The sequence below is a fragment of the Pseudomonas sp. LRF_L74 genome (genome assembly GCF_965644255.1).
Lineage (GTDB): Bacteria > Pseudomonadota > Gammaproteobacteria > Pseudomonadales > Pseudomonadaceae > Aquipseudomonas.
Genome location: NZ_CBFFRH010000003.1, coordinates 40826 through 66222, shown reverse-complemented (window position 1 = coordinate 66222; position 25397 = coordinate 40826). Strand labels below are relative to the sequence as shown.

Below are 25397 nucleotides of genomic sequence, written 5' to 3'. Positions count from 1 at the left end.
GCGGGTGGCTTCGATGTTCGTTCTTGATTCGCGATTGCAGCAGGACACTTACTGGATTGGTGACTTTCCGTTGTGTCGCTTGCTGTTGATGAATGACAGCGCCTATCCCTGGTTCATTCTTGTGCCACGGCGTGACGACGTGAGCGAGCTGTTCCAGCTTGGCCATGCCGACCAGGCTGCGTTGTGGCGCGAAAGCACCGATCTGGCCGAGACGCTCAAGGACTTGTTCGCAGCGGACAAGATGAACGTCGCGACCCTGGGCAACGTGGTGGCTCAACTGCACATGCACGTGATCGTCCGCCGCCGCAGCGATGCGGCCTGGCCGGCACCGGTGTGGGCGCGCCAGCCGGCTACGGCCTACGCAGCGGATGAGTTGGCCGCAGTGATCAAACGCCTGCGTGGGGCACTAGGTGACGATTTTCGTTTTGCGGAGTCATGTTCGTGACGCTGGAGGATCGCCTGGTCGAACTGGAAACGCGCCAGGCATTTCAGGATGACACCATCGCCGCCCTCAACGATGCCCTGGTCGAGCAGCAACGGTTGATCGAGCGCCTGCAGTTGCAAGTGCTCGCGCTCACCCGGCGCCAGGAGGAAATGCAGGTGGCACTGCCCAATAGCGACAACGAGCCGCCGCCTCCACACTATTGAAAGAAAGGCCCCACCGCCGGCAGGCGAGTGGGGCCTTTCTTCATCGCGCCGAGAGCGGCTATGAGTTACAGGCGCGGGTAGTCGATATAGCCCACCGGGCCCGGCGCATAGAACAGCTCCGGGCGCGGTTCGTTGAGTGGCGCGTCCGCCGCCAGGCGTTGCGGCAGGTCCGGGTTGGCGATGAAGGGCACGCCGAACGCCACGGCATCGGCCTTGCCTTCGGCCAGCCAGGCATTGCCCTGCTCTTTGGTGAAGCGCTCGTTGGCGATGAACACGCCGCCGAACTCCTGCTTCAGGTAGGGCGTCAGGCTATCGTCGGCGGCTTTCTCGCGGGCGCAGAGGAAGGCGATCTTGCGCTTGCCCAGTTCGCGGGCGACGTAGCCGAAGGTTTCGCGGCGGTTGGAGTCGCCCATGTCATGGGAGTCGGCACGGGGTGCCAGGTGTACGCCGACGCGCCCGGCGTCCCATACGCTGAGCACCGCATCGGTGACTTCCAGCAGCAGGCGGGCGCGGTTTTCCAGCGAGCCGCCGTATTGGTCGCTGCGTTTATTGGTGCTGTCCTGCAGGAACTGGTCGAGCAGGTAGCCGTTGGCGGCATGAATCTCTACGCCGTCGAAGCCGGCACGCTTGGCGTTCTCGGCACCTTTGCGGTAGGCCTCGACCACGCCGGCGATTTCGGCGGTTTCCAGCGCGCGCGGGGTTTCGAAATCCTTGAGCGGGCGTACCAGGCTGACGTGGCCGGCCGGCTTGATCGCGCTCGGCGCCACCGGCAGCTCACCGTCCAGGTAGCTCGGGTCGGAAATGCGTCCGACGTGCCACAGTTGCAGGAAGATGCGGCCGTCATTGGCGTGAATGGCGCGGGTGACGTTGAGCCAGCCTGCGACCTGCTCCTCGGACCAGATACCGGGGGTGTCCGGGTAGCCGACGCCCATCGGCGTCACCGACGTGGCTTCGCTGAGAATCAGGCCGGCCGAGGCGCGCTGGGTGTAGTACTCGGCCATCAGTGCGTTGGGCACGCGGCCGGCGTCGGCGCGGCAGCGGGTCAGCGGTGCCATGATGATGCGGTTCGGCAGTTGCAGGTCGCCGATCTGGATGGGATCGAAAAGCGTTGGCATGGGTGAACCTCCGAGGGTGGGTCAGTCGAGTGCGGCGCGGGTCTTGCTCGCGCCGCTGGCAAGGGAAAAGGTCAGTGCGGTGGTGATCAGTGCCAGCACGGCCAGGCCGCCGGCCGCCAGCGGCACGCTGGTCAGGCCCAGGCCCTGGGCGATGACGGCGCCGCCGACCCAGGCCCCGAGGGCATTGCCGACGTTGAAGGCGCCGATATTCAGGGTCGAGACCAGGTTGGGCGCGGCCTTGCCGAAGGTCATCACGTTGATCTGCAGCGCCGGTACGGCGGCGAAGGCGGCCACGGCCCAGAAGAACAGGGTTACCTCGGCCGGGACCAGGTTGCGGCTGGTCCAGGCGAACAGGGCGGAGAGCGCGGCCAGGGCGATGAACACGCCGATCATGGTGCTGCCCAGGCGCCAGTCGGCCAGCTTGCCGCCGAGGATGTTGCCCACCGTCAGGCCGAGGCCGATCAACAGCAGGGTGTAGGTCACGCCGCGTGGCGATACGCCGGTGACTTCGCCGAGTAGCGGTGCGATGTAGGTGAACAGGGCGAACATCGACGCGGCGAACAGCACCGTGGTGCTCAGGGCCAGCCAGAAGCCGGCGCCACTGAGGGCTTCGAGTTCGCTGCGCAGGTTGACCTTGGCCTCGGCGCTGCGACCGGGCAGCACGCGCCAGAGGCCGATCAGGGCGAGCACGCCGATCAGGGTCACCGCCCAGAAGGTCGAGCGCCAGCCGGCTGCCTGGCCCAGGGCCGTGCCCAGTGGTACGCCGAGCACGTTGGCCAGGGTCAGGCCGGTGAACATCAGGGCGACGGCGGAGGCCCTGCGGTTCTCCGGGACCAGGCTGGCCGCGACCACCGAGCCGATGCCGAAGAAGGCGCCGTGGCACAGGGCCGTGACCACGCGCGCGATCATCAACAGTTCATAGTTGCCAGCGATTGCGCACAGCAGGTTGCCGAGAATGAAAATCCCCATCAGCAGGAGCAGGGCGCGTTTGCGCGGCCAGCTGGAGGTGGCCATGGCCATGAATGGCGCGCCGATGGCCACGCCCAGCGCATAACCGGTGACCAGCCAGCCGGCGCCGGGAATGCTCACGCCCAGGTCGGTGGCGACCTCGGGCAGCAGGCCCATGATGACGAATTCCGTGGTGCCGATGGCAAACGCGGACAAAGCGAGGACGAGAAGCGAAAGAGGCATGCGCCTGCTCCTTGAGAAAACGGTCTTCTGTTACGGCCCCATGGTTGATATGAGGCCCTGTGTGGCAGTGAGTTCTCAGAACCTGTCGCCAGTGGCCGATGCGTCAGGCGGCTACTGGCCGCTCGTTAGAGTTGTTCGCTGAACTGCTGGAGGAAATCCTGGATGACGGCCTCGTTACGGCTGAAAAAACTCCATTGGCCGACTTTCTTGCTGGTGATCAGCCCGGCTCTCTGCAGCGTGGCAAGGTGGGCCGAGACGGTCGACTGCGACAGGCCGCAGCGCTCGAACTGGCCGGCACAGACACCATGCTCCAGGGAGTGTTCCTGATGAGGGAAGTGCGTGTCCGGGTCCTTCAGCCAGGTGAGTATTTCGCGGCGGACCGGATGGGCCAGCGCCTTGACGATTTCATCTATGTCTACAGACATGCTGTGCTCGGTGTAACGTTGATCGCGATGACAGGCATCGTATATCGTTAAAACGCGATATTCAAATATGATTTCGTCATGAGCCGCTTTTTTCTTCTTCTAAAACACTGTCGAGACGTCTTCGTGAACTATCTGGCCCACCTGCACCTGGGCGGTGATCAGCCCCAGCAATTGCTCGGCAGCCTGTACGGCGACTTCGTCAAAGGGCCTTTGCAGGGGCGTTTCGCGCCGCTGGTCGAGCAGGGTATTCATCTGCATCGGCGGATCGATGCGTTCACCGACCGCCATCCTGTCGTGGAGGCTGCGCGTGCACGTTTCCCGCAGGCGCGGCGGCGCACTTCGGGCATTCTGCTGGACCTGTTCTTCGACCATTGCCTGGCGTTGCATTGGCCGCAGTATGCCGACGAGTCGCTGGACCGCTTCACCTCGCGGGTCTACCGGGCGCTGGCGGCAGAGGACGAGCTGCCTGGTCGCCTGGCGAGCATGGCGCCCTACATGATTCGCCAGGACTGGCTGGGCAGCTACCGCGAATTCGAGGTGCTCGGCCAGGTTCTGCGCGGCATGGCCCGGCGCCTGTCGAGGCCATGGATGCTCGATGGGGCGATGGACGAACTGGAACGCCTGTACCAGCCGCTGACCGAGGATTTCCATCGCTTCTATCCGCAGTTGCGGGCATTCGCGGCGCAGGCATGAGGATGGCGTTGAGCAGCCTTCAGGCTGCCTCGGCCAGCGCTTCGCCGACTTCGCCGAACAACGCACCCTGCACCGCACGCTGAGCCTTGCGAGCGAGGGCGTTGCGCTCCAGGCCGGCGCTGGCGATGGGCGGCAGCAGGTCGATACGTACCGTGGCGCGTTCGCTGGCGAACAGGCGCTTGAGGTGCGAGACCAGGTCGTCGTCGCCAATGAACGGCGCGATCGGATCGATCCCGCCGTTACGCAGATAGCGGATCGCTACGGGTTGCAGGTCGACACCCGCTTCCAGCGCCCCCGTCAGCAGGCGCCCATGGAAGGTGCGTAGCAGGGTGCCGTCGGTGGTGGTGCCTTCCGGGAAGATCGCCACTGGCCGCCCCGCGAGCAGGCTCTCGCGCAGCTTCAGCGCCAGTTGGGCGCCATCGCCCGAGCCACGGCGGATGAACAGCGTGCCGGCCTTGTGCGCCAGCCAGCCGGCAAGCGGCCAGTCGCGGACCTCGGCCTTGGACAGGAAGGACAGCGGCAGCAACCCGCCGATCAGCGGGATGTCGGTCCATGACACATGGTTGCTGAGCCACAGCATCGGCCGCGTCGGCAGCTCGCCATGCACCTCGACATCGAAGGGCAGGGCATTGGCCAGGGCACGCAGGAACCAGCGGGTCATGCGCTGGCGGCGTGCCTCGAGGTGGCGCCGGGCGACGCGCTCGAGGATGGCGACGCAGGTGGCCAGCAGCACGCCGAACAGCAGCACGGCGAACAGTCGCAGGACGCGCACCGCCGTGCGCAAGCGAACCCGCATCAGACCGCCGCCTTGAAGTGGCGGGCGTAACGCGGGCAGAGCTCGTCGCGCTTGAGCAGGATGAACACGTCGGCGACCTGGAAATCCTGGTCCCAGCAGGGCTCGCCACAGATCTTCGCGCCCAGGCGCATGTAGGCCTTGAGCAACGGCGGCAGTTCCGCGATGACGTTGCCCGGTACGTCCAGCGTCGGCAGTGGTGTCTTCGGTTCGGCGCGCAGGTGTTCGGTACACAGGTAGCGTTCGCGCAGGCGCTGCATGACCGCCTGGGCCTGGATGCCGCCGTCCTGCATGGGGATGCTGGCACAGCCCATCAGGTAGCTGTAGCCGCCCTCGTTGAGCACTTCGGCCAGTTCGCTCCAGAGCACGGCGATGGTGCCGCCGTTGCGGTATTCCGGGGCGACGCAGGTACGGCCGATCTCCAGCACCGGGCCATCGAGATGGGCCAGGCCGTGGAGGCTGAATTCTTCTTCGCTGTAGAACCGGCCGAGGCTGGCGGCGGCACGATGGTCGAGCAGGCGGGTGGTGGCGACCAGGCGACCGCTGTTGAGGTCGCGTACGCCGATGTGCTGGCAGTGGGGGTCGTAGTCATCCATGTCCAGGCCCAGTTCGGCGCCCTTGAGCTTGGCGTCGAACTCTCTGCTGAATACGCTGAAACGCAGGGCCTGGGCTTCCTGCAAAGCGCGGGGACCGACCAGGCGTTCGGCCTGCAGGCGGCGTGCGGTGGCGGGGTCGCTGTTACGGGCGATCGTGGTCATCGTGAGCCTCCAAGAGCCGGCCAGCGTGCGGTGCGGCCGTTGGAGCCAAAACTAGGAGGCGGCAATGTCACCACCATGAATCTTTGGTGATGCTTGTGTGACAGGGCCCGGCGGCGCCATTGATCCAGGTCAGTGAGGGCGCAGGCGTGGCTGGTTACCCTCGCTCCCGCGTTTTTCCTGCGAGGTAGTCATGCGCCGCGAGCCCATCGTGCTGTTCGATAACGGCAGTCACCAATGCCTGATGTTCGATGACCTGGTCAGCGGCGAGGGTGTGCAGTCCAACCAGTTCCTGATCACCGACCACGATCAGTACCTGCTGCTCGATCCCGGTGGCGACCTGACCTATACGCCGTTGTCGCTGGAGCTGTCCAAGCACATTCCGTTGCAGTCGCTGACCTATATCTTCGCTTCGCACCAGGACCCGGACATCATCGCGTCCCTGGACAAGTGGCTGCTGCATACCAAGGCACGGGTGATCTGTTCCAAGCTGTGGGCGCGCTTTCTACCGCACCTGACCGCCAGCTACCTGTCGCTCAGCCATGGCATCAATACCTACGACCGCATCATCGCCTTGCCCGATGGCGGCCAGACCATCGTCCTGGGCAAATGCAGGCTCAAGGCGGTGCCGGCGCATTTCCTGCACTCGGTGGGCAATTTCCAGATCTATGACCCGGTCAGCCGGATTCTTTTTTCCGGCGACATGGGCGCCTCGATGGTCGACGATGCCAGTCCGGTCGTCGATTTCGCCAGCCACGTGCCGCACATGGCGGCCTTCCATCGCCGCTACATGGCCAGCAACCGTGCCGCGCGGCTGTGGGTGAACATGGTGCGCGAGATGGACCTAGCGATGATCGTGCCGCAGCATGGCCGGCCGTTCGTTGGCCCGGAGATGATCAAGGCCTTCCTCGACTGGATCGAGAACCTCGAATGCGGCCTCGACCTGATGACCCAGCAGCACTACGCGCTGCCGGATTGAAGACGTAGCAGCACGCTTCACGTAACACCGACTCCGCGGCGGCCTTTGCTTTTTCTTGAAGCTTGTCGCTTGAGGCCGCTCTCGTGCTAGGGTTGCGCGCCCGAACGACTGCGCGAGATAGCCCGCGATGCTGCCAACCTTTCTACGTCGCCTGAGCCTTGGCCTGGCGCTCTGCCTGAGTGGCTCCCCGCTGCTGGCGCAAACCTGGCCCGGCGATGAGTGGGCCAGCCAGCCCGCCGCCGAGACGCCCGCATTGAAAGCCCTCGAGTCCTACGCCTTTGCGCCGCGCGATGAGAGTGGCGAGCGCAAGGGCATACGCACCGATGCGCTGCTGGTGATTCGTGACGGTGTGGTGGTCTACGAGCGTTACGCCGGCCCGACCACCGCGCAGACGCCGCATTTGCTCTGGTCGATCAGCAAGAGTGTGTTCTCCACGGCGCTCGGTGTGGCTTTCGGCGAGGGACGCTTTCGCCTGGACGATCCGGTGGCCAAATACTACCCGGCCTTCGCCGCCCATCCCTCGGTGAAGATGGGCCATCTGCTCAACTGGGCCTCGGGCCTTGCCTGGGAAGAGGATTACGAATACGCACCGCTGAAGTCCTCGGTGGTGGCGATGCTCTACACCCGTGGGCGCGAGGACATGGCCGCATTCACCGCGGCGCAGCCACTGGCCGAGCTTCCCGGCGCGCACTTCCACTATTCCAGCGGCGACAGCATGGTCCTGGCTGCCGCCTTGCGTGGGATGGTCGATGAGCAGGCGTATGCCGACTATCCCTGGCATGCCTTGTTCGAGCCATTGGGGATTCGCTCGGCGGTATTCGAACGCGATGCGGCCGGCAACTTCATCGCGGCCTCCTACGCCTACCTGAGCGCTCGCGATCTGGCGCGGATCGGGCTGTTGATGCAGCGTGACGGGCGCTGGGGCGAGCGCCAGGTGCTGCCGGCGGCCTGGGTGCAGTTCGTGCGCACGCCGTTCGCCAACTACCAGCCTGGCGTGCAGGAGCGCGGCGCCGTTCCTGGCGCGCAGTGGTGGTTGAACGCCAGCCTTCCCGGCGCGCAGAAACCCTGGAAAGACGTTCCCGAGGATACCTTCGCGGCCCTTGGCCATTGGGGCCAGGCGCTGTATGTGCTGCCCAGCGAGAAGCTGGTGGTGGTGCGTTTCGCCGACGACCGCGACGGCAGCTACAGCCACAACGAACTGCTCAAGCGGGTGCAGGCCGCTTTCGCTGGAGAACAGCCATGATCCGTCGCCGTCCCGTACTCAGTGTGTTGCTCCTGCTGCTGGCAGCCTTGGCGGTCTGGATCTGGCAGAACCGTGTCGACCTGGCGTCCTTCCCGCCCATCGTCGGTGCTTATTCGGCCAAGGAGTACTGCTCCTGCCGCTACGTGGTCGGCAACCCCGCCGATTACTGCGCGACCTACGTCAGGCAGTGGCTGCCGCTCAGCGATTTTCACGACGACGAGGCAAACAAGCGGGTGACCGCCCGTGGCCTGCTCAGCACGCAGAGCGCGGCCTGGATTTCGCCGCGCGAGGGTTGTCGTTTGCAAGCCGAGTGAGTGGCTGATGGCTTCTCGCTTGCCGACCGTTCAGCGGCGTTCATCAAATTGTCACCGGAATGTGGCAGCGCCGCGCAGCGGATGTCAGGAGAATTCGCTCGCAATGGGATCGTGCGTGCCGGGTGTCTTGAATGCGTGGGTTGTTCTTCTGGGTTGCTTTGCTGGCGACCATGCCGTGTTTCGCGGCCTCTCGATGTGATGTGAATACGCCGGTCGAAATGGCCGAGGTGGGCGAGGTGCGCCTGGCGTATCAGAGTGTCGGCCAGGCCGGCGATCCGGCGCTGTTGCTGGTGATGGGTCTGGGCGGGCAATTGATCGACTGGCCGGACGCAGTGGTCGCGCAGCTCTGCCAGCAAGGATTTCGCGTCATCCGCTTCGACAATCGCGATGCCGGCCTGTCCGCCTGGGTGAGCGCGCCGCCGGCCGCCGACCTGACCTACGAAGCCTTGCGCTATCGCCTTGGTTTGCCGATGAGCGTGCCCTACGGCTTGCGCGACATGGCCCGGGACAGCCTGGCATTGATGGACGCCTTGCACGTCGAGCGTTTCCACCTGCTGGGCGTCAGCATGGGCGGCATGATCGCTCAGCACATTGCCGATATCGCGCCACAGCGCCTGGAAAGCCTGACCTTGCTGATGAGCAGCTCGGGCGCGCCAGGGCTGCCGGCGCCCCAGGCGGCGCTGGTGGAACTGCTGACCCGTCGCGAGGCGAACGACCGTGCCGAGGCCGTCGAGCAGCAGGTCGACCTGCTCGCTGCCCTGGGCAACCCCAGCTTGAGCGTCGACCGGCCGCGACTGCTGCACGACGCCGAGCGTGCCTACGACCGTGCATTCAACCCGCAAGGCGTGCAACGGCAGATCATGGCCATCCTGGCTGAGCCCAGCCGCGTGGAACTGCTCAATCGCCTGCGGGTGCCGACCCTGGTGGTGCATGGCACCGCCGATCCGCTGCTGCCGGTGATGCATGGCGTGCACCTGGCGGCGCATATCAAGGGCAGCCAACTGAAGCTGATCCCGGGCCTGGCCCATCGTTTCCAGTCTGAGTTCGAAGCGCCGCTGATGGGCGCGGTGGTGCCTTATCTGCAAACCCATCGGCTGGATGCTGGTGAGCGAATCGCCCAGGAGGACGGCTGGAAGGTCGAGGCTGCGCGACTCAAGGCGCGGCAGCCCGGGGCATGAGCTTTTGGCTTCAGGCCTGCAACTTGCCTACCTGCGGCGGCTCTTGCAGATAAGCGCGCAGCCGCGCTTGCTGCACGGCACTCATGAACAAGCCGAGCTTGGTCCGGCGCCAGAGAATGTCGTCGCTGTCACAGGCCCATTCTTCCCGGACCAGGTAATCCACTTCCCGTGCGTAGAGGTTGGCACCGAGCGGTTCGCCCAGGTCGTCCAGCCCTGCCGCGCCCTCCAGCAGTTTCCAGGTGCGGCTGCCATAGGCTGCGGCCCAGCGAGCGGCGAGGGCGGCGGGTAGCCAGCCATGGCGCTGGCAGAGGGTTTCGACCAGGGCTTCGCGGTTGCTCATGTTCTCGCCTCCGGGTAACGGGGCGTCATGCGTCCAGTTGCCGCCCATGTTCGGGAAGGTGCCGGCGAGCAGGGCCAAGGCGGACTCGGCCAGTTTGCGGTAGGTGGTCAGCTTGCCGCCGAACACCGACAGCAAGGGCGCTTCACCGGGCTGGCCGCTGATTGCCAGGGTGTAGTCACGGGTGATCGCGGCCGGATCGGCGGACTCGTCATCGCACAATGGCCTGACGCCCGAATAGGTGTGCACGATATCGGCGCGGCCGATCTGGCGTTTGAAGTGGGCATTGACCACCCGCAGCAGGTAGTCGGTTTCCTCCTCGCTGATCGTCGCCTGGGCAGGGTCGCCTCGGTACTCACGGTCGGTGGTGCCGATCAGGCTGAAGCGCTCCAGCCAGGGAATGACGAAGACGATGCGCTGGTCGCTGTTCTGCAGGATGTAGGCCTGCGGTTGGTCGTGCAGGCGCGGCACCACCAGGTGGCTGCCCTGGATCAGGCGGATTGAGTAGGGCGTTTGTTGCTTCAGGCCATCCTGGATGAACTGTGCGGCCCAGGGGCCGGCTGCGTTGACCAGGGCGCGGGCACGAATCGAGTACAGCGTGCCATCGCGGCGTTCCAGATGCAGGTGCCACAGACCCTTGCTGCGCCGTGCGCTGACGCAGCGGGTACGCGGGTGAATGTGCGCGCGGCGCTCACGCGCTGCCATGGCGTTGAGCACCACGAGGCGGGCGTCGTCGACCCAGCAGTCGGAATATTCGAAGCCTTGTTCGATCTCCGCCAGCAACGGGCTGCCGGCGCCGAAGCGCAGGCGGCGCGATGCAGGCAACTGCTTGCGCGCCCCCAGGTGATCGTAGAGAAACAGGCCGGCGCGAATCAGCCAGGCCGGCCGCAGGTGCGGGCGGTGCGGCAGGATGAAACGCAGCGGCTGGACGATATGCGGCGCCTTGGCCAGCAACACTTCGCGCTCGGCGAGGGCTTCGCGCACCAGGCGGAATTCGCGGTGCTCCAGATAGCGCAGGCCGCCATGGATCAGCTTGCTGCTGGTCGACGAGGTGTGGCTGGCCAGGTCGTCGCGTTCGCAGAGGAACACCGACAAGCCCCGGCCGGCCGCATCGGCGGCGATGCCGGCGCCATTGATGCCGCCGCCGACCACGGCCAGGTCATAGATTTCGGCGAGCGGGGGCGTCTGGGAACTGCGCATGGCGGACTTCCGGCAAAGAGGTCAAGGGGCGGGGCCAGGGCGACGTTTAGCAGGCCAGTGCTACAAGCCTAGCCGAGCGCTTTTCGGCTATGTTACGCGCATCGATTTTCTTGCCACCGAATTTATCCATGACACCCGCCATCGATCTGTTGAAGAAGGCCAAGGCCGAACATCACGTGCACAGTTATCAGCATGACCCCAAGGCGCCGTCCTATGGCCTGGAGGCGGCAGAGAAACTTGGCCTCGAACCGGCGCGGGTGTTCAAGACGCTGCTGGCCGCCACCGAGAAAGGCGAGTTGCTGGTGGCCGTGGTGCCGGTGGCCGGCAGCCTCGATCTCAAGGCCCTGGCCCTGGCCGCCGGAGCGAAGAAAGCCGAGATGGCCGACCCGCAGGTTGCGCAGCGCGCCACTGGCTATCTTGTAGGGGGAATCAGCCCGCTGGGTCAGAAGAAGCGCTTGCGCACCTTTATCGATGAATCGGCGCGAAGGCATCCGACCATCCACGTTAGTGCCGGTCGACGCGGCCTGGAAGTGGAACTGGCAGCCGAGACGCTGGCGCGGCATACCCAGGGCGTCTTCGCCGCCATCGGTCGCGAGTGAGCATGCCGACGTAACAGCAAGCAAGGAGTTGCCATGACCCAGTACCTGCTGGCCATCGACCAGGGCACCACCAGTTCCCGGGCGATCCTGTTCAGCGCCCAGGGCCGGCCGCTGGCCATCGCCCAGCAAGAGTTGAAGCAGTATTTCCCCCATGATGGCTGGGTCGAGCATGATCCCCAGGAAATCTGGCTGAGCACGTTGCAGACCTGTCGCGATGCGTTGGCGCAAAGGGGCTTGGCGGCGAGGGACATCCGCGCCATCGGCATCACCAACCAGCGTGAAACGACCCTGCTCTGGGACGCGGCGAACGGCGAGCCGATTCATCCAGCCATCGTCTGGCAGGATCGTCGTACCGCCGATTACTGCGCCGAATTGAAAGAGCAGGGCCACGAAGCGATGGTCAGCGAGCGTAGCGGCCTGCTGATCGATCCGTACTTTTCGGCGACCAAGCTGCGCTGGCTGCTGGACAATGTGCCGGGGGCACGGGAGCGCGCCGCGCGCGGCGAACTGCGTTTTGGCACCGTCGACAGTTTCCTGCTCTGGCGCCTGAGCGGTGGCCAGGTGCACCGCACCGATGCCAGCAACGCCTCGCGCACCTTGCTGTTCAACATTCATCAGCAGTGCTGGGACGATGACCTGCTGGCGCTGTTCGACATTCCGCGCAGCCTGCTGCCGGAGGTGCTGGACTGTGCGGCTGAGTTTGGCGTTACCCAGGCCGAATTACTCGGCGGCGAGATCCCGATCCTGGCCATGGCCGGCGACCAGCAGGCGGCACTGATCGGCCAGGCCTGCTTCGAGCCGGGCATGATCAAGAGCACCTACGGCACCGGCTGTTTCATGATCCAGAACTGTGGCGACCAGCCGGTGCTGTCGCGCAATCGCCTGCTGACCACCGTGGCCTACCGCCTGGATGGCAAGGTCACCTACGCGGTGGAGGGCAGCATCTTCGTCGCTGGCGCGGCGATCCAGTGGCTGCGCGATGGCGTCAAGCTGATCGGCGATGCCCGCGACAGCGAATCCCTGGCCGAGCAGACCGGCGATGCCTGCGGCGTGTATCTGGTGCCAGCCTTTACCGGCCTCGGCGCGCCCTATTGGGACCCGAAGGCGCGTGGTGCGATCTTCGGCCTGACCCGCGATACCGGGATCAAGGAAATCGTCACTGCTGGCCTGCAATCGGTGTGCTACCAGACCCGCGACCTGCTCGAAGCGATGCGCCAGGACGGCACCGCGGAGCCCGGCGCGTTGCGGGTCGACGGCGGCATGGTGGTGAACAACTGGGTCATGCAGTTCCTGGCCGATATCCTCGGCGTACCCGTCGAGCGGCCCGAGGTCAGCGAGACCACGGCGCTGGGCGTCGCTTACCTGGCCGGATTGCAGGCTGGGCTGTTCCACGACCTGGACGAGATCGCCCGGCTGTGGCGTCGCCAGCAACGCTTCGAGCCGCTGATCGCCGCCACTCATCGGCAATCTTTGTATCGCGGCTGGCAAGACGCCGTGCGCAGGGTACGTACTGGCGAGTGAACTGCTACACCTGTCAGGGGCTGTTGCGATGAACGGATGGCGAGACAAGCCTCTTTCGCTTTCACGGAATAGAGAGTGGTCGTATGGGACGTCACGGGTGTGCTGTGCTGCTGGCGATGGCGCTGCTGGCAATGAATGCTGCACGGGGGGAGACGCTGGTCATCGCGGGCGATACCTGGTGCCCGATCAATTGCGCCTCCGATTCCTCGCGGCCGGGCATCTTCGTCGAGTTGGCCCGGCAGATCTTCGGCGAGTCGGGCATCGACGTACGCTACGACGTGATGAACTGGGCGCGGACCCTGCAGCAGGTGCGAGCGGGGACGCTCAATGCGGCAATCGGTGCGGGCGTCGCCGATGCGCCGGATTTCCTGTTCACCTCTACGCCGGTCGCCCAGTCGCGTTTCTGCTTCTACACCCTCAAGGATTCGACCTGGCGCTTCAAAGGCCTGGGGTCCCTGGCTGGCAAGCGGATTGGGGTGATCAACGACTACAGCTATGGCGACGTGCTCAACGGCTATATCGACCAGAACAAAGGCAACGATGCGCTGGTGCAGAAAGCCGCAGGGTTGATGGCGACCGACCTGAACCTGCTCAAACTGCAGCGTCGTCGGATCGACGCGGCACTGGAGAATGTCTGGGTGATGCGCTGGGCGCTGGCTGAGCACGGCATCAAGCCGTTGATTCGCGAGGCGGGATGCCGCGAGCAGGATCAGCCGATCTACCTGGCATTCTCGCCCGCGCTGGAGTCGAGCAAACGCTACGCCGAACTGTTCGAGAGCGGCCTGCGCCGTTACCGCAAGGATGGCCGACTGCAGCAACTGTTACGCAACTACGGCGTGGCTGACTGAATCTGTTGCGCTGCGATCCGCATCGACTGTGCATGGCGTCGCGCATGGCATTGCCGCATCCTGCGGTTTTTCCGGCAGGAGCCAGCGATGCAACTTGAATTTCATCAGATCGATGCCTTTACCGAGCACGCTTTTCGGGGCAATCCGGCGATGGTCTATCGACTCGACGCGTGGCTGCCCGATGAACTGATGCAGCGCATCGCTGCCGAGCACAACCTGGCGGAAACCGCCTTCGTCGTGCGCGAAGGGGCTGCCTGGCACATTCGCTGGTTCACTCCCGCCGCTGAAGTGCCATTGTGCGGCCATGCCACGCTGGCAAGCGCGTACGTGCTGTTCGAATGCTACGGCGAAACCGCGTCACGACTGGACTTCACCTGCACGTCCGGCGCGTTGGGCGTGACCCGTGAAGGCGAACGACTGGTCCTGGATTTTCCGGCGATCCAGGCCGAGCGGGTCGCGGTGAGCGCATCACTGGAGCAGGCGCTGGGTTGCAAGGTGCTGGAAGCCTGGCAAAGCAAGGAACTGATGGCCGTGCTGGCTTCGGAGCAAGCCGTGCGTGACTGTGCCCCCGACCTCAAGGCCCTGGCCGAGCAGCCCGGGCTGGGCGTGATCGTGACCGCGAGGGGCGAGCGGCATGATTTCGTCTCGCGCTACTTCGCCCCCTTCATCGGCATCGATGAGGACCCGGTGACCGGTTCGACCCATTGCGTGATGGTGCCGTACTGGGCCGAGCGTCTGGGCCGCCAGCAACTGGATGCCGCGCAGCTATCGGCGCGTGGTGGCGAGTTGTTTTGCCGCCTGGAAGGCGAGCGGGTGAAGATCGCTGGCCACGCAGTGAAGGTGGCGCAAGGAACGATCTATCTGTAGAGCATGAGCCTCAAGCCAGTAACTTGCCGCTTGAGGCTGTTTTTCAGAGCGCGCCGCTGTGGCGGCGTACACCCGGTTCGCCCAGGTGCGTCTGGGTCGGTACGCTGCCCTGGGCGGGGAATACCACCAGGTGATCGGCGGCGATGCGGATGCCGACGTTCTGCCCAGGCTGATGGTCGGCATGGCTGGGGAAGATCGCTTCGAGCTGGGCGCCGGTCGGCAGTTGCAGGCGATAGAGGGTTGCCGCGCCGAGGAAGGTCTTGCCGGTGATACGCGCCTGCAGGGTGCTGTCCGGTGCATAGACGATGTCGTCTGGGCGCAGCAGCACGTCGACCGCGCTGCCGTTGGTCAGGCTGTAGGCGCGGTTGCCGCGGATCAGGCCCAGTTCGGTTTGTACCGTGTCCGGGCTCTGCAACTGGCCGCGAATCAGGTAGCCCTGGCCGACGAAGCAGGCGACGAAAGGCGTCTGCGGCTCGTGGTAGAGGTTGTAGGGCGTATCCCATTGCTCCAGTCGACCATCCTTGAACACGCCGACATGGTCGCTGACGGCGAAGGCTTCTTCCTGGTCATGGGTGACCAGGATCGCGCTGGTGCCACGGCTCTTGAGGATGTCCCGCACTTCGTGGCTGAGGCGGCGGCGCAACTCGCCATCGAGGTTGGAGAACGGCTCGTCGAGCAGCAGCAGCTTGGGTTCCGGGGCCAGGGCGCGGGCCAGCGACACGCGTTGCTGCTGGCCGCCCGACAGTTCGTGTGGGTAGCGCTTGCCCAGTTTGTCCAGCTTGACCAGTTCCAGCAGTTCGGCGACGACCTTGGCCTGTTGCGGATGCTTGCGGATGCCGAAGGCGACGTTATCCGCCACGCTCAGGTGAGGGAACAGCGCGTAGTCCTGAAACACCATGCCGATGCGGCGCTTCTCCGGGGCCAGGGTGAATCCCGCCTTGGAGATGACTTCGCCCGCCAGGCTGATCTCGCCCTGGCGCACCGGTTCGAAACCGGCGATGGCACGCAGTGTGGTGGTCTTGCCGCAGCCAGACGGACCGAGCAGGCAACCGATGTCACCGGCATTGAGGTGCAGGTTGATGTGTTGCACCACCAGGTTGTCCTGATAGCCGCAGGCGATGTCGTTGAGGCTCAGGAGCAGGTCGTGGCTCATGGCGTTTCCGTTGGCAGAATGAGGAATTCGAGCAGCGCCTTCTGCGCGTGCAGGCGGTTTTCCGCCTGGTCCCAGGCGAAGGAACGCGGATCGTCGAGCAGGTCTTCGCTGATTTCCTCGCCACGGTGGGCAGGCAGGCAGTGCAGGAAGATCACCGACGGATCGGCGGCATCGAGCAGCGCCCGGTTGACCTGGTAAGGGGCGAACAGCTTCAGGCGCTCGGCGTTTTCCTCTTCCCAGCCCATGGAGGTCCACACGTCGGTGCTGACCAGGTGGGCGCCGGCCACGGCCTCGCGCGGATCGCGAACCACTTCCACGCGCTCGCCGGCCAGGGCGAGCAGGGCGGCGTTCGGCTCATAACCGTGAGGGCAAGCCACGCGCAGATTGAAGTCGAACTGTTGCGCCGCTTCTATATAGGAATTGCACATGTTGTTGCCGTCGCCGATCCAGGCCACGGTCTTGCCCTGGATCGAACCGCGCTGTTCGAGGAAGGTCTGCATGTCGGCCAGCAACTGGCATGGATGCAGGTCGTCGGACAGGCCGTTGATCACCGGCACCCTGGAGTTGGCGGCGAACTCGGTGAGGGTGCTGTGGGCGAAGGTACGGATCATCACCGCGTCGAGCATGCGCGACATCACCCGGGCACTGTCGGCGATGGGTTCGCCACGGCCAAGCTGGGTGTCGCGTGGCGACAGGAAGATGGCCTGGCCGCCAAGCTGGATCATGCCGGCTTCGAACGACAGGCGGGTACGGGTCGAGGCTTTCTCGAAGATCATGCCCAGCACGCGCTGCTTCAGTTGCTCCTGCAGCACACCATGCGCGCGCAGGCCTTTCAGCTCGATGGCTCGACGGAGCAGCGCGCCCAGTTCCTGGGGAGTGCAATCCATCAACGAGAGAAAATGCCTGACGCTCATCTTTAACTACCTGTGTTCGACCGATGCTTGTGTTTCTTGGGAAAAAACGGAGCCCCGTGGGCATGAAGCCACGAGGGGGCGACAAAAGGGAAAGGCGGATCTTATAAGCAAATGTCGCATTCTGCCAACTTGGCCTGGAGAGGCCGTTGGCTGCGCTGTTGTCACACCCTGTTTGCGCGGGTCTCTGTAGGATGGCGGGAACGTGCTTGCCATGGCGGCGGTATTGGGCATGAGCGCAGCGAGGCTGTTGGAGAGTGAGATGAGAGGTGTGCGGCGGTTCGAGCGCAACGTCGAAGGCAGGGATTTTGCCGTGGGCGATGTGCATGGGCATTTTTCCCTGTTGCAGCGGGCTCTCGACCAGGTGGGTTTCGATCCCGTCGTGGACCGCTTGTTCGCCGTCGGCGATTTGCTCGATCGTGGCGCCGAGAGCGCCCGGGTCGTGGAATGGCTGGCGCGGCCATGGTTCTTTTCCGTGCAGGGCAATCACGAGCACATGGTTGTCGCGGGCGATCGCACGCGACATGCGCTGAATGGCGGGCGCTGGTTCTATGCCTTGGCCGAGGATGAGCAGGCGCGGATCGTCGATGCCGTCGCTTCGTTGCCGCTGGCCATCGAAGTGGAAACCGCGGCCGGGCTGATCGGTCTGGTGCATGCCGACGTGCCGCATCCGGCCTGGGCTGCTTTCGTCCGGGCGTTGTCTGATGCAAGCCTGGTCGATGGGCAGGCGGCGGTCTGCCAGTGGTCGCGCCGGCGCCTGAAAAACAGCGACGAACGTGGCGTCGAGGGCGTACGTGCGGTTGTCGCCGGGCATACTCCGCTGCGCCGTCCAGCGCTGCTGGGCAACGTCTATCACATCGATACCGGCGGCTGGCTGCCCGAAGAGCAGGGCTATTTCACGCTGCTCGACCTGGATACCCTGCAGGCTTGGCCGGTGGCGATGGAACGGTTGTATTGGGAAGTGCTTTGAACGCGGTCTGTGGTTGCAAAAAAAACCCTCCGTTCCAGGGAAACGGAGGGCTGACAAGCGCACCCGGAGCATCGGAGGGTGCGAGGGAAGGAGCAGAGCGGTTGGCGCGGGGCTGACTCAGGCGATCCGGGCGACGGCGGCGCGGGCGCTACTCAGGCCTTTTTCCTGGAACTCGGCGCCCATGTTCAGGCCTTCGGCGTGGATGAAGGTCACGTCATGGATGCCGATGAAGGCCAGGGCCTGGCGCAGGTAGGGTTCCTGATGGTCGAGGGCGCTGCCGCTGTAGATACCGCCGCGGGCCGTCAGGACGAAGGCGCGTTTGCCGGTCAACAGCCCCTGCGGGCCGGTTTCGGTGTACTTGAAGGTCACGCCGGCGCGTAGCACATGATCCAGCCAGGCTTTCAGGGTGCTGGGGATGGCGAAGTTGTACATCGGCGCGGCCAGCACCAGCACGTCGGCGGCCAGTAGCTCGCCGGTCAGCTCGTTGGAGCGTGCAGCGGCGGCTTTCTCCGCTTCGCTCTGCTGGTCGGCCGGCTTCATCCAGCCTGCGAGCAGGGCGCCATCCAGATGGGGCACCTGTTCGACAGCGAGGTCGCGGACCTTCACGTTGTCCTGGGGATGAGCCTTCTGCCAGTTGCCGATGAAGTCGGCGGTCAGTTGGCGAGAAACCGAGCCTTCGCTGCGAGCGCTGCTTTCGATAACCAGAACCTGTGACATGGGCATTCTCTCCATCGGCGATGTCGTCATTCGATGGAGGCAGGTTAGTGATAGATGTATCGATAAAAAAGCGCAAAAACATGCTTCTAACTATCGATGGATTTGATTTATCGGTATGGGCAAATTAGAGTCTGCCGACCGATCAGCGGGGGCCTCGAAGCCACCTTCATTGTGTACCAGGCGGATGGCAGGTCACCGACAGGTCACCTGGACGCGCAGGCGGATGACGGCACGGGAGAACTTGGCCGTCAGGTTGACGGTCTGACCGGGCTGCACTTCGGACTTGCGTGTGCGTGGTGCCTCCGGGCCATTGCGAAACGAAGCGGTGCAATGGGCAGCCTTGTTTCCGTAGTTGTAGAGCGTGACCGCGGCGATATCGCGGTCGATGTCCTGGGCGGTCACCGCCAGGTCGGCGCCGTTCAGTTGCTTGTCCACCTCGATGGGATAGGCCGTGGCGGCCAGGGGCAGGGCGGCCAACAGGGCCAGGCAGGTTTTTTTCATGGGGCGGTCTCCTTCGCAGCGCCCAGAGTAGAGAAGAGGAAGCGGCGATGAAAGCGCCCCGCGTGACCCTGGATCAATGGCGTACCTTGCAGGCGGTGGTCGACAGCGGCGGTTTCGCCCAGGCCGCCGAGGCGCTGCATCGCTCGCAGTCTTCGGTGAGTTACACGGTGGCGCGCATGCAGGAGCAACTGGGCGTGCCGCTGCTGCGCATCGACGGGCGCAAGGCGGTACTGACCGAGGCTGGCGACGTGCTGCTGCGGCGTTCGCGGCACCTGGTCAAGCAGGCCAGCCAACTGGAAGACCTGGCCCATCACATGGAGCAGGGCTGGGAGGCCGAGGTGCGCCTGGTGGTGGACGCGGCCTATCCCACGGCGCATATCGTGCGCGTGCTGTCGGCGTTCATGCCGCAGAGCCGGGGGTGCCGGGTGCGCTTGCGCGAGGAAGTCCTGTCGGGGGTCGAGGAAGTGCTGCAGGAAGGCACCGCGGACCTGGCCATCAGCAGCTTCACCATCACCGGCTACCTCGGCATTCAACTGGCGCCGGTGGAGTTCGTCGCCGTGGCCCATCCAGAGCATGCGCTGCATCGTTTGCAGCGTACGGTGACGTTCCAGGATCTCGAAGGCCAGATGCAGGTGGTCATCCGCGACTCGGGACGCCTGCAACCGCGTGATGTCGGCTGGCTCGGCGCCGAGCAGCGCTGGACGGTCGGCAGCCTGCCCACCGCGCGAACCTTCGTCAGCAGCGGCCTGGGCTTCGCCTGGCTGCCGCGCCACCTGATCGCCCGTGAACTCAAGGAAGGCATACTCAAGCCGCTGCCGATGGACCAGGGTGGGGTGCGTATGCCGCCGTTCTACCTGCATACGGACAAGGACAAGGTAATCGGCCCGGCGACCCGGATTCTCATCGAACTGATCAAGAGCTTCGACACCGCGCCGCTGGATGCGCCTTTCGCAGCCCCTGTCTCGGTCTCTTGAAGGATTGCACCCATGGCTTTCTTCACCCACGCTGGCTGCCGCATCCATTATCGGGAGCAAGGTCATGGCGAGCCCCTGTTGCTGGTCCACGGCCTCGGTTCGAGCCTGCGTGACTGGGAGTTTCAGGCGCCTGTCCTGGCCGAGAAATACCGTGTGGTCAGCCTGGACCTGCGTGGTCATGGCGAGTCGGATAAACCTCGCGGGAAATACAGCATCGCTGGTTTCGCCCGTGACGTGGCCGCGTTGATCGAGCACCTGCAACTGCCACCGGTGCATCTGGTGGGGATTTCCATGGGCGGCATGGTCGGCTTTCAACTGGCGGCGGATCGTGCGGAACTGCTCAAAAGCCTGGTCATCGTCAACAGCGGGCCGGAGGTGGTGGCGCATACACCGGGCGAGCACTGGCAGGTCGCCAAGCGCTGGCTGCTGGCGCGCCTGTTGAGCCTGGAGACCATCGCCAAGGGCCTGGGCCGCAACATGTTCCCGCGTCCAGAGCAAGCCGAGCTGCGCGCCCGCATCGAGCAGCGCTGGCCGCAGAACGACAAGCGCGCCTATCTGGCCAGCCTTGATGCGATCATCGGCTGGAGCGTGCGTGAGCGCTTGCCAGGCATTACCTGTCCAGTGCTGGTGATCAGTGCCGACCGCGACTACACCCCGGTAGCCGTGAAGGCGCGTTATGTGAAGGAGATGCCCAATGCCCGCTTGCTGGTGATCGAGCATTCGCGGCATGCAACGCCGATGGACCAGCCAGAGATTTTCAATCAGGCTCTGCTCGAATTCCTCGCCAGTGCCGAAACACCCTGAGAACCACGACCCAAGGACTCAAACCATGTTGAAGAAACTCGCATTTGCTGCCTGTGGCCTGATGTTCAGCAGTGCACTGCTCGCCGCGCCGGTGGCCAGGCCCCACGTTGTGCTGACCACCAGCCTGGGCGAGATCGAGGTCGAGCTGGAGGCCGAGCGCGCGCCTGCCAGCACTCGCAATTTTCTCGGCTACGTCCAGGAAGGCTTCTATAAAGGCACTCAGTTTCATCGGGTGATTCCAGGCTTCATGGTCCAGGGTGGCGGCTTCACCGCTGACCTGGAGGAGAAGGAAACCGCCAAGCCGATTCGCAACGAGTCCGACAACGGCCTGCACAACGTGCGTGGCACCATAGCCATGGCGCGTACCAGCCAGCCCGATTCGGCGACCAGCCAGTTCTACATCAACCTGGCGGACAACCCGAACCTGGACGGCGGTAGCCGGGGCGGTGGCTACGCGGTGTTCGGCACCGTGGTGCGCGGCATGGATGTGATCGACAAGATCGCCCGGGTGCAGACCGGCAGCCGGGGCATGTACCAGAATGTACCGCTGCAGCCGATCCTTATCCTCGACGCGAAAAAGCTCTAAAGCCCACCTGGGGGGCGCTCGTTGGTTTGGTTGAACGACGCGTCCCCGACTGCCCACCGCCTCCAGCGGACGCCCCATCTCCCCGCAAGATCCTTCTCGCCGTTAGCGGGTGGATTCCCATAGCCGCAGGACCTGCCATGTTGTTCCGTTTCTTCGAAGGCCTCATCGATCCGTTCAAACCTCATACCGAAGCACCGCCACCCGATACCATCGGCCGCTTCTACGTCCATTACCTGCGACAGATCTGGCCGATATTCATTGGCGTGCTGGCGACCGGTTTGTGCACGGCGCTGATCGATGTGGCGCTGTTCAACTTCCTCGGGCGCCTGGTCGACCTGGCCCAGGCGAGCACGGCCGGGGCGTTCTTCGTTCAGCATCGCAGCGAGCTGATCTGGATGTTGGTGGTGGTGCTGTTGCTGCGCCCGATTGCGATCTGCCTGCACCATCTGTTGGTGGATCAGGCGATCAACCCCAGTGCCAGCAACCTCATCCGCTGGCAGAACCACCGCCAGGTGCTCAAGCAGAGCCTGAGCTTTTTCCAGAATGATTTCGCCGGGCGCATCGCCAGCCGGGTGATGCAGACCGGTCCTGCCTTGCAAGGCTCGACCATGCAGGTGGTGGACGCGCTGTGGCACGTCTCGGTCTATTCGATCAGTGCCATCTACCTGTTCGCCGAGGCCGACTGGCGCCTGACCTTGCCGCTGCTGATCTGGATCACTGGCTACGTCGCCTGTATCTGCCTGTTCGTACCGCGCATCAAACTGCGTTCGGCCGCTACCGCCGCAGCCCGTGCCAAGCTGACCGGGCGGGTGGTCGATGGCTACACCAATATCCTCACGCTCAAGCTGTTCGCCCACACCCGCGATGAGGAAGAGTACGCCCGCGAGGCGATCACCGAGGTGGTACAACGCAACCGCGAACAGAACCGCCTGGTGACCCTGATGGACGTCACCGTCACCAGCCTGTCGAGCATTCTTATCGTCGGCACCTGCGGCCTGGCGGTCTGGCTGTGGAGCAATGACATGGTCAGCGTCGGCGCCATCGCGCTTTCCACCGGCCTGGTGATCCGCATCAACAGCATGGCCGGTTGGATCATGTGGGTGGTCAGCGGCATCTTCGAAAACGTCGGCCTGGTGCAGGACGGCATGCGTACCATCGTCCAGCCGCGCAGTGTGTCCGACCGGGATGATGCCGAGCCGCTGCGTATCGAGCAGGGCGATGTACGCTTCGAGCACGTGGATTTCCATTACGGCAAGGGCAAGGGGATCATCAGCGGCTTCGACCTGCACGTACGGCCGGGCGAGAAGATCGGCCTGGTCGGTCCGTCCGGGGCCGGCAAGTCGACCCTGGTCAACCTGCTGCTGCGCCTGTATGACCTCGAAGGTGGGCGCATCTTGATCGATGGCCAGGATATCGCCGCTGTAACCCAGGACAGCCTGCGGGCACAGATCGGCATGGTCACCCAGGATACCTCGCTGCTGCATCGCTCGATTCGTGACAACCTGCGCTACGGTCGTCCCGCCGCGAGTGATGCACAGATCCAGGACGCCGTGCACAAGGCGCGTGCCGATGGCTTCATTGCCGGCCTGGCCGACGCCGAAGGCAATACCGGCCTGGATGCCACGGTCGGCGAGCGCGGTGTGAAACTGTCCGGCGGCCAGCGCCAGCGCATCGCCATTGCCCGGGTGCTGCTCAAGGATGCACCGATCCTGATTCTCGACGAAGCGACGTCGGCGCTGGACTCGGAGGTCGAGGCGGCGATTCAGGAAAGCCTTGAGTTCTTGATGCAAGGCAAGACGGTTATCGCCATTGCCCACCGCCTGTCGACCATCGCCCGGATGGACCGCCTGGTGGTGATCGACGAGGGCAGGGTGATCGAGACCGGCACCCATGCCGAGTTGGTAGCCAGGGGCGGCCTTTATGCACGCCTGTGGCAGCACCAGACGGGCGGGTTCGTGGGCGTGGACTGATCACGATAGGCCGAAAACGAAAAAGGCCACTCGATTGAGTGGCCTTTCTGCGTGAATCTGGTTGCGGGAGCAGGATTTGAACCTACGACCTTCGGGTTATGAGCCCGACGAGCTACCAGACTGCTCCATCCCGCGCCGTCAATTCTACTCGTGGAAGGAAGCTTGTCAATCGATTTCTGCTTTTTAATCAATTGCTTAAATCGAACAGGGGAGAAACGAAAAAGGCCACTCGATTGAGTGGCCTTTCTACGTGAATCTGGTTGCGGGAGCAGGATTTGAACCTACGACCTTCGGGTTATGAGCCCGACGAGCTACCAGACTGCTCCATCCCGCGCCGGCAATTCTACTCGTGGAAGAAAGCTTGTCAATAAATTTCTGCTTTTTAATCAAATACTTAAATCGAGCAGAGGAGAAACGAAAAAGGCCACTCGATTGAGTGGCCTTTCTGCGTGAATCTGGTTGCGGGAGCAGGATTTGAACCTACGACCTTCGGGTTATGAGCCCGACGAGCTACCAGACTGCTCCATCCCGCGGCGGCAATTCTACTGCAGAAAGCCTCGCTGTCAACCGGTGGTTTTTAAAAAACTACTGAACGGTCAAACGGTTAGCGCTTGGGCAGTGCTAGACTTCGTGCCTCGGGCCCATGCCATACGGGCCTTTCAGCCTCTTCATCCACATACGCAACGGTGAGCCTTGGGCCAGAGGAAAATCATCCACATTGATCGTGACTAAGGTTTTTTTAGGTTTTTTTGCGTTCGTATGACTCAGGAAAGCCGCTGGCTGCGCGGCTTTTGCGTTCGTGACGGTTCGCCGTCGTGCTGTTCCAGCCATCTAAAAAGCGGGTATTTAAGCGGGGAATTTTTTACCCGCACGGTGATACCCGCTCATGCCCCTAACAGATATCCAGATCCGCCAGGCTAAGCCTGGTGACAAGCCACGCAAGCTCAGCGACGAGCGCGGACTCTTTATCGAGATTCGTCCGACCGGTAATAAGTACTGGAGGTACCGGTACAAGATCGAAGGTAAAGAGAACGTGTTCGCCATCGGTGAATATCCGGAGATCGGTTTGGCTGATGCTCGTGCTGAGAGGGACAAGGCTCGAGCGCTGGTGAAACTGGGCCGGCATCCGGCGCAGGCTCGGCGGACTGAGCGGGACAAGCAATTGGTTGCGAACAAGTCCTCGTTTCGGCTGGTGGCCATGGAGTGGATCGAGAGCAAGAGTGGCATAACGGATGGTTACCGCGCCCAACTGACCAGGGCGTTCACTCAGAACCTATTTCCGTATATCGGTAAGCTCCCCATCCGCGACGTCAAGCCTGCGCTGCTCCTCGAGTGTCTGAGACGTATGGAGAAGCGGGGCGCGACTTACTACGCCATCGCGCTTTGCAACTGGCTATCACAGATGTTTCGTTATGCAATCAGAACACTGAGAGTCGATGCGGATCCGGCAGCGGCTCTGTACGGAGCATTCGTGCGGGAGCCTGTAGAGCACAGCCGGGCCATGACGGTCGATGAGATTGCCAGCTTTCGGCAGAAGCTTGAGGGATATGGGGGCTTTAGGGTGAACACGATAGCCCTGGAGCTGATGCTGCTTTTGTTCCTGCGGACAGTGGAGTTCCGGCGGGGCAGGTGGTGCGATGTTGATCTGGACGCGGCGGTTTGGGATATACCCGCAGAGTTTATGAAGAGGCGTCGGCGGCACCTAGTACCTCTCCCGAAACGTGCAGTTGAGCTTCTGCGGGAGCTTCATAGCATCACAGGAGGGCGAGAGTTGATGTTCCCAGGCCTCAAAAATCCAAGCTTGCCGGTCAATGGTTCAACCTTCAACAAGGCTCTGGAGCGCCTTGGCATGAAGGGCTTTACCTGTCATGACTTTCGCGCCACGGCTTCTACTCATCTCTATGAGTCTGGGCTGTTCCGTGGCGAGGTGATAGAGATGCAATTGGCTCATTCGGAAGATAACAAGACCAAGGCGGCTTACAACCACGCAGTGTACTGGAAGGAGCGGGTTGAGTTGATGGCTTGGTGGGAGCGCTTTTGCTTACTATCTGGCGATCACGGAGTGGGAGGTTAACGCGATGAAGTCTCTGAGGCGTCACCCAGAG

27 protein-coding genes and 3 tRNA genes are annotated in these 25397 nt (G+C 63.7%); 17 read left to right on the top strand and 13 right to left on the bottom strand.

The window, feature by feature from the left end; genetic code table 11:
• Positions 1–13: 13 nt before the first annotated feature.
• Positions 14–445 (top strand): HIT family protein, encoded by a 432-nt coding sequence (locus tag ACSZPK_RS08900; RefSeq protein ID WP_437881096.1) that lies wholly within the window; start codon positions 14–16, stop codon positions 443–445.
• Positions 442–648, top strand: coding sequence for a SlyX family protein (locus ACSZPK_RS08895; RefSeq protein ID WP_437881095.1), 207 nt, complete (start codon positions 442–444; stop codon positions 646–648). The genes ACSZPK_RS08900 and ACSZPK_RS08895 overlap by 4 nt, the downstream gene beginning before the upstream one ends.
• A gap of 65 nt (positions 649–713) precedes the next feature.
• Here ACSZPK_RS08895 and ACSZPK_RS08890 read toward each other — a convergent pair whose 3' ends face one another.
• The 3 genes from ACSZPK_RS08890 to ACSZPK_RS08880 form a co-directional block, all read right to left on the bottom strand.
• Positions 714–1763: an alkene reductase gene (locus ACSZPK_RS08890; RefSeq protein WP_437881094.1), complete on the bottom strand. Its 1050-nt coding sequence runs from the start codon at positions 1761–1763 to the stop codon at positions 714–716.
• A 21-nt stretch (positions 1764–1784) separates the two neighbouring features.
• Positions 1785–2954: an MFS transporter gene (locus ACSZPK_RS08885; protein ID WP_437881093.1), complete on the bottom strand. Its 1170-nt coding sequence runs from the start codon at positions 2952–2954 to the stop codon at positions 1785–1787.
• A 125-nt stretch (positions 2955–3079) separates the two neighbouring features.
• Positions 3080–3379 carry an ArsR/SmtB family transcription factor gene (locus tag ACSZPK_RS08880; RefSeq protein ID WP_437881092.1) on the bottom strand — a complete coding sequence of 100 codons (300 nt, stop codon included), beginning with the start codon at positions 3377–3379 and terminating at the stop codon, positions 3080–3082.
• 123 nt (positions 3380–3502) lie between these two features.
• Here ACSZPK_RS08880 and ACSZPK_RS08875 point away from each other — a divergent pair, with 123 nt between their 5' ends.
• Positions 3503–4072, top strand: coding sequence for an ACP phosphodiesterase (locus ACSZPK_RS08875; protein WP_437881091.1), 570 nt, complete (start codon positions 3503–3505; stop codon positions 4070–4072).
• Positions 4073–4091: 19 nt separating this feature from the next.
• On the opposite strand, the gene ACSZPK_RS08870 is transcribed toward ACSZPK_RS08875, so the two are convergent.
• Both ACSZPK_RS08870 and olsB read right to left on the bottom strand, forming a co-directional pair.
• Positions 4092–4868, bottom strand: a complete 777-nt coding sequence (locus ACSZPK_RS08870; protein ID WP_437881090.1) for a lysophospholipid acyltransferase family protein — start codon at positions 4866–4868, stop codon at positions 4092–4094.
• Complete coding sequence (gene olsB, locus ACSZPK_RS08865) at positions 4868–5623, bottom strand: L-ornithine N(alpha)-acyltransferase (protein ID WP_437881089.1); 756 nt, start codon at positions 5621–5623, stop codon at positions 4868–4870. The genes ACSZPK_RS08870 and olsB overlap by 1 nt, the downstream gene beginning before the upstream one ends.
• Before the next feature lie 190 nt (positions 5624–5813).
• On the opposite strand from olsB, the gene ACSZPK_RS08860 reads away from it, so the two are divergent.
• The 4 genes from ACSZPK_RS08860 (at position 5814) to ACSZPK_RS08845 (ending at position 9334) form a co-directional block, all read left to right on the top strand.
• Positions 5814–6599, top strand: coding sequence for an MBL fold metallo-hydrolase (locus tag ACSZPK_RS08860; protein WP_437881088.1), 786 nt, complete (start codon positions 5814–5816; stop codon positions 6597–6599).
• Positions 6600–6726: 127 nt separating this feature from the next.
• Positions 6727–7842, top strand: coding sequence for a serine hydrolase domain-containing protein (locus ACSZPK_RS08855; RefSeq protein ID WP_437881087.1), 1116 nt, complete (start codon positions 6727–6729; stop codon positions 7840–7842).
• The gene (locus ACSZPK_RS08850; RefSeq protein ID WP_437881086.1) at positions 7839–8156 is read left to right on the top strand and encodes an amidase; all 318 of its coding nucleotides are present in this window, start codon (positions 7839–7841) and stop codon (positions 8154–8156) included. Before ACSZPK_RS08855 ends, ACSZPK_RS08850 begins: the two co-directional genes overlap by 4 nt.
• A 131-nt stretch (positions 8157–8287) precedes the next feature.
• Entirely contained in the window at positions 8288–9334 is a 1047-nt protein-coding gene (locus ACSZPK_RS08845) for an alpha/beta fold hydrolase (protein WP_437881085.1), read from the top strand.
• 10 nt (positions 9335–9344) lie between these two features.
• On the opposite strand, the gene glpD is transcribed toward ACSZPK_RS08845, so the two are convergent.
• Positions 9345–10871, bottom strand: coding sequence for a glycerol-3-phosphate dehydrogenase (gene glpD, locus ACSZPK_RS08840; RefSeq protein WP_437881084.1), 1527 nt, complete (start codon positions 10869–10871; stop codon positions 9345–9347).
• Positions 10872–10999: 128 nt separating this feature from the next.
• Between glpD and ybaK the strand changes: the two genes are divergently transcribed.
• From ybaK to ACSZPK_RS08820, 4 genes are all read left to right on the top strand, one after another.
• Entirely contained in the window at positions 11000–11470 is a 471-nt protein-coding gene (gene ybaK / locus ACSZPK_RS08835; RefSeq protein ID WP_437881083.1) for a Cys-tRNA(Pro) deacylase, read from the top strand.
• A 33-nt stretch (positions 11471–11503) separates the two neighbouring features.
• Positions 11504–12991: a glycerol kinase GlpK gene (gene glpK, locus ACSZPK_RS08830; protein WP_437881082.1), complete on the top strand. Its 1488-nt coding sequence runs from the start codon at positions 11504–11506 to the stop codon at positions 12989–12991.
• A gap of 83 nt (positions 12992–13074) precedes the next feature.
• A complete protein-coding gene (locus ACSZPK_RS08825) occupies positions 13075–13839 on the top strand; it encodes a substrate-binding periplasmic protein (protein ID WP_437881081.1) in 765 nt (254 codons plus the stop codon).
• Between the two features lie 87 nt (positions 13840–13926).
• Complete coding sequence (locus ACSZPK_RS08820) at positions 13927–14706, top strand: PhzF family phenazine biosynthesis protein (RefSeq protein ID WP_437881080.1); 780 nt, start codon at positions 13927–13929, stop codon at positions 14704–14706.
• 43 nt (positions 14707–14749) lie between these two features.
• On the opposite strand, the gene ACSZPK_RS08815 is transcribed toward ACSZPK_RS08820, so the two are convergent.
• Together ACSZPK_RS08815 and argF are read right to left on the bottom strand one after the other, a co-directional pair.
• Positions 14750–15859, bottom strand: coding sequence for an ABC transporter ATP-binding protein (locus ACSZPK_RS08815; RefSeq protein ID WP_437881079.1), 1110 nt, complete (start codon positions 15857–15859; stop codon positions 14750–14752).
• Entirely contained in the window at positions 15856–16773 is a 918-nt protein-coding gene (gene argF / locus ACSZPK_RS08810) for an ornithine carbamoyltransferase (protein WP_437881078.1), read from the bottom strand. The genes ACSZPK_RS08815 and argF overlap by 4 nt, the downstream gene beginning before the upstream one ends.
• A gap of 229 nt (positions 16774–17002) precedes the next feature.
• Between argF and ACSZPK_RS08805 the strand changes: the two genes are divergently transcribed.
• On the top strand, positions 17003–17740 hold the full coding sequence (locus ACSZPK_RS08805) for a metallophosphoesterase (RefSeq protein ID WP_437881077.1): 738 nt from the start codon (positions 17003–17005) through the stop codon (positions 17738–17740).
• Positions 17741–17857: 117 nt separating this feature from the next.
• Here the strand turns inward: ACSZPK_RS08805 and ACSZPK_RS08800 are convergent, their stop codons facing one another.
• Positions 17858–18457, bottom strand: a complete 600-nt coding sequence (locus ACSZPK_RS08800) for an FMN-dependent NADH-azoreductase (RefSeq protein WP_437881076.1) — start codon at positions 18455–18457, stop codon at positions 17858–17860.
• A gap of 192 nt (positions 18458–18649) precedes the next feature.
• Positions 18650–18958, bottom strand: coding sequence for a 3-phosphoglycerate kinase (locus ACSZPK_RS08795; protein ID WP_437881075.1), 309 nt, complete (start codon positions 18956–18958; stop codon positions 18650–18652).
• A gap of 47 nt (positions 18959–19005) precedes the next feature.
• Here ACSZPK_RS08795 and ACSZPK_RS08790 point away from each other — a divergent pair, with 47 nt between their 5' ends.
• From ACSZPK_RS08790 to ACSZPK_RS08775, 4 genes are all read left to right on the top strand, one after another.
• Positions 19006–19932, top strand: coding sequence for a LysR family transcriptional regulator (locus ACSZPK_RS08790; protein ID WP_437881074.1), 927 nt, complete (start codon positions 19006–19008; stop codon positions 19930–19932).
• A gap of 12 nt (positions 19933–19944) precedes the next feature.
• Positions 19945–20736, top strand: a complete 792-nt coding sequence (locus ACSZPK_RS08785) for an alpha/beta fold hydrolase (RefSeq protein ID WP_437881073.1) — start codon at positions 19945–19947, stop codon at positions 20734–20736.
• Between the two features lie 25 nt (positions 20737–20761).
• Positions 20762–21322, top strand: coding sequence for a peptidylprolyl isomerase (locus ACSZPK_RS08780; protein WP_437881072.1), 561 nt, complete (start codon positions 20762–20764; stop codon positions 21320–21322).
• A 137-nt stretch (positions 21323–21459) separates the two neighbouring features.
• Positions 21460–23292 carry an ABC transporter ATP-binding protein gene (locus ACSZPK_RS08775; protein ID WP_437881071.1) on the top strand — a complete coding sequence of 611 codons (1833 nt, stop codon included), beginning with the start codon at positions 21460–21462 and terminating at the stop codon, positions 23290–23292.
• Positions 23293–23350: 58 nt separating this feature from the next.
• On the opposite strand, the gene ACSZPK_RS08770 is transcribed toward ACSZPK_RS08775, so the two are convergent.
• The 3 genes from ACSZPK_RS08770 to ACSZPK_RS08760 form a co-directional block, all read right to left on the bottom strand.
• Positions 23351–23427 (bottom strand) — tRNA-Met (locus ACSZPK_RS08770).
• 122 nt (positions 23428–23549) lie between these two features.
• Positions 23550–23626: transfer RNA gene (locus tag ACSZPK_RS08765), tRNA-Met, on the bottom strand.
• A gap of 122 nt (positions 23627–23748) precedes the next feature.
• Positions 23749–23825: transfer RNA gene (locus tag ACSZPK_RS08760), tRNA-Met, on the bottom strand.
• Positions 23826–24178: 353 nt separating this feature from the next.
• On the opposite strand from ACSZPK_RS08760, the gene ACSZPK_RS08755 reads away from it, so the two are divergent.
• The gene (locus ACSZPK_RS08755) at positions 24179–25366 is read left to right on the top strand and encodes a tyrosine-type recombinase/integrase (protein ID WP_437881070.1); all 1188 of its coding nucleotides are present in this window, start codon (positions 24179–24181) and stop codon (positions 25364–25366) included.
• Positions 25367–25397: the final 31 nt, after the last annotated feature.

Coding starts and splice junctions, on each gene's coding strand:
- ACSZPK_RS08900 (WP_437881096.1), top strand. CDS start 14: ATGTTCGTTCTTGATTCGCGATTGCAGCAGGACACTTACTGGATTGGT.
- ACSZPK_RS08890 (WP_437881094.1), bottom strand. CDS start 1,763: ATGCCAACGCTTTTCGATCCCATCCAGATCGGCGACCTGCAACTGCCG.
- ACSZPK_RS08885 (WP_437881093.1), bottom strand. CDS start 2,954: ATGCCTCTTTCGCTTCTCGTCCTCGCTTTGTCCGCGTTTGCCATCGGC.
- ACSZPK_RS08880 (WP_437881092.1), bottom strand. CDS start 3,379: ATGTCTGTAGACATAGATGAAATCGTCAAGGCGCTGGCCCATCCGGTC.
- ACSZPK_RS08870 (WP_437881090.1), bottom strand. CDS start 4,868: ATGCGGGTTCGCTTGCGCACGGCGGTGCGCGTCCTGCGACTGTTCGCC.
- olsB (WP_437881089.1), bottom strand. CDS start 5,623: ATGACCACGATCGCCCGTAACAGCGACCCCGCCACCGCACGCCGCCTG.
- ACSZPK_RS08860 (WP_437881088.1), top strand. CDS start 5,814: ATGCGCCGCGAGCCCATCGTGCTGTTCGATAACGGCAGTCACCAATGC.
- ACSZPK_RS08855 (WP_437881087.1), top strand. CDS start 6,727: ATGCTGCCAACCTTTCTACGTCGCCTGAGCCTTGGCCTGGCGCTCTGC.
- ACSZPK_RS08850 (WP_437881086.1), top strand. CDS start 7,839: ATGATCCGTCGCCGTCCCGTACTCAGTGTGTTGCTCCTGCTGCTGGCA.
- ACSZPK_RS08845 (WP_437881085.1), top strand. CDS start 8,288: ATGCGTGGGTTGTTCTTCTGGGTTGCTTTGCTGGCGACCATGCCGTGT.
- glpD (WP_437881084.1), bottom strand. CDS start 10,871: ATGCGCAGTTCCCAGACGCCCCCGCTCGCCGAAATCTATGACCTGGCC.
- ybaK (WP_437881083.1), top strand. CDS start 11,000: ATGACACCCGCCATCGATCTGTTGAAGAAGGCCAAGGCCGAACATCAC.
- glpK (WP_437881082.1), top strand. CDS start 11,504: ATGACCCAGTACCTGCTGGCCATCGACCAGGGCACCACCAGTTCCCGG.
- ACSZPK_RS08825 (WP_437881081.1), top strand. CDS start 13,075: ATGGGACGTCACGGGTGTGCTGTGCTGCTGGCGATGGCGCTGCTGGCA.
- ACSZPK_RS08820 (WP_437881080.1), top strand. CDS start 13,927: ATGCAACTTGAATTTCATCAGATCGATGCCTTTACCGAGCACGCTTTT.
- ACSZPK_RS08815 (WP_437881079.1), bottom strand. CDS start 15,859: ATGAGCCACGACCTGCTCCTGAGCCTCAACGACATCGCCTGCGGCTAT.
- argF (WP_437881078.1), bottom strand. CDS start 16,773: ATGAGCGTCAGGCATTTTCTCTCGTTGATGGATTGCACTCCCCAGGAA.
- ACSZPK_RS08805 (WP_437881077.1), top strand. CDS start 17,003: ATGAGCGCAGCGAGGCTGTTGGAGAGTGAGATGAGAGGTGTGCGGCGG.
- ACSZPK_RS08800 (WP_437881076.1), bottom strand. CDS start 18,457: ATGTCACAGGTTCTGGTTATCGAAAGCAGCGCTCGCAGCGAAGGCTCG.
- ACSZPK_RS08795 (WP_437881075.1), bottom strand. CDS start 18,958: ATGAAAAAAACCTGCCTGGCCCTGTTGGCCGCCCTGCCCCTGGCCGCC.
- ACSZPK_RS08790 (WP_437881074.1), top strand. CDS start 19,006: ATGAAAGCGCCCCGCGTGACCCTGGATCAATGGCGTACCTTGCAGGCG.
- ACSZPK_RS08785 (WP_437881073.1), top strand. CDS start 19,945: ATGGCTTTCTTCACCCACGCTGGCTGCCGCATCCATTATCGGGAGCAA.
- ACSZPK_RS08780 (WP_437881072.1), top strand. CDS start 20,762: ATGTTGAAGAAACTCGCATTTGCTGCCTGTGGCCTGATGTTCAGCAGT.
- ACSZPK_RS08775 (WP_437881071.1), top strand. CDS start 21,460: ATGTTGTTCCGTTTCTTCGAAGGCCTCATCGATCCGTTCAAACCTCAT.
- ACSZPK_RS08755 (WP_437881070.1), top strand. CDS start 24,179: ATGCCCCTAACAGATATCCAGATCCGCCAGGCTAAGCCTGGTGACAAG.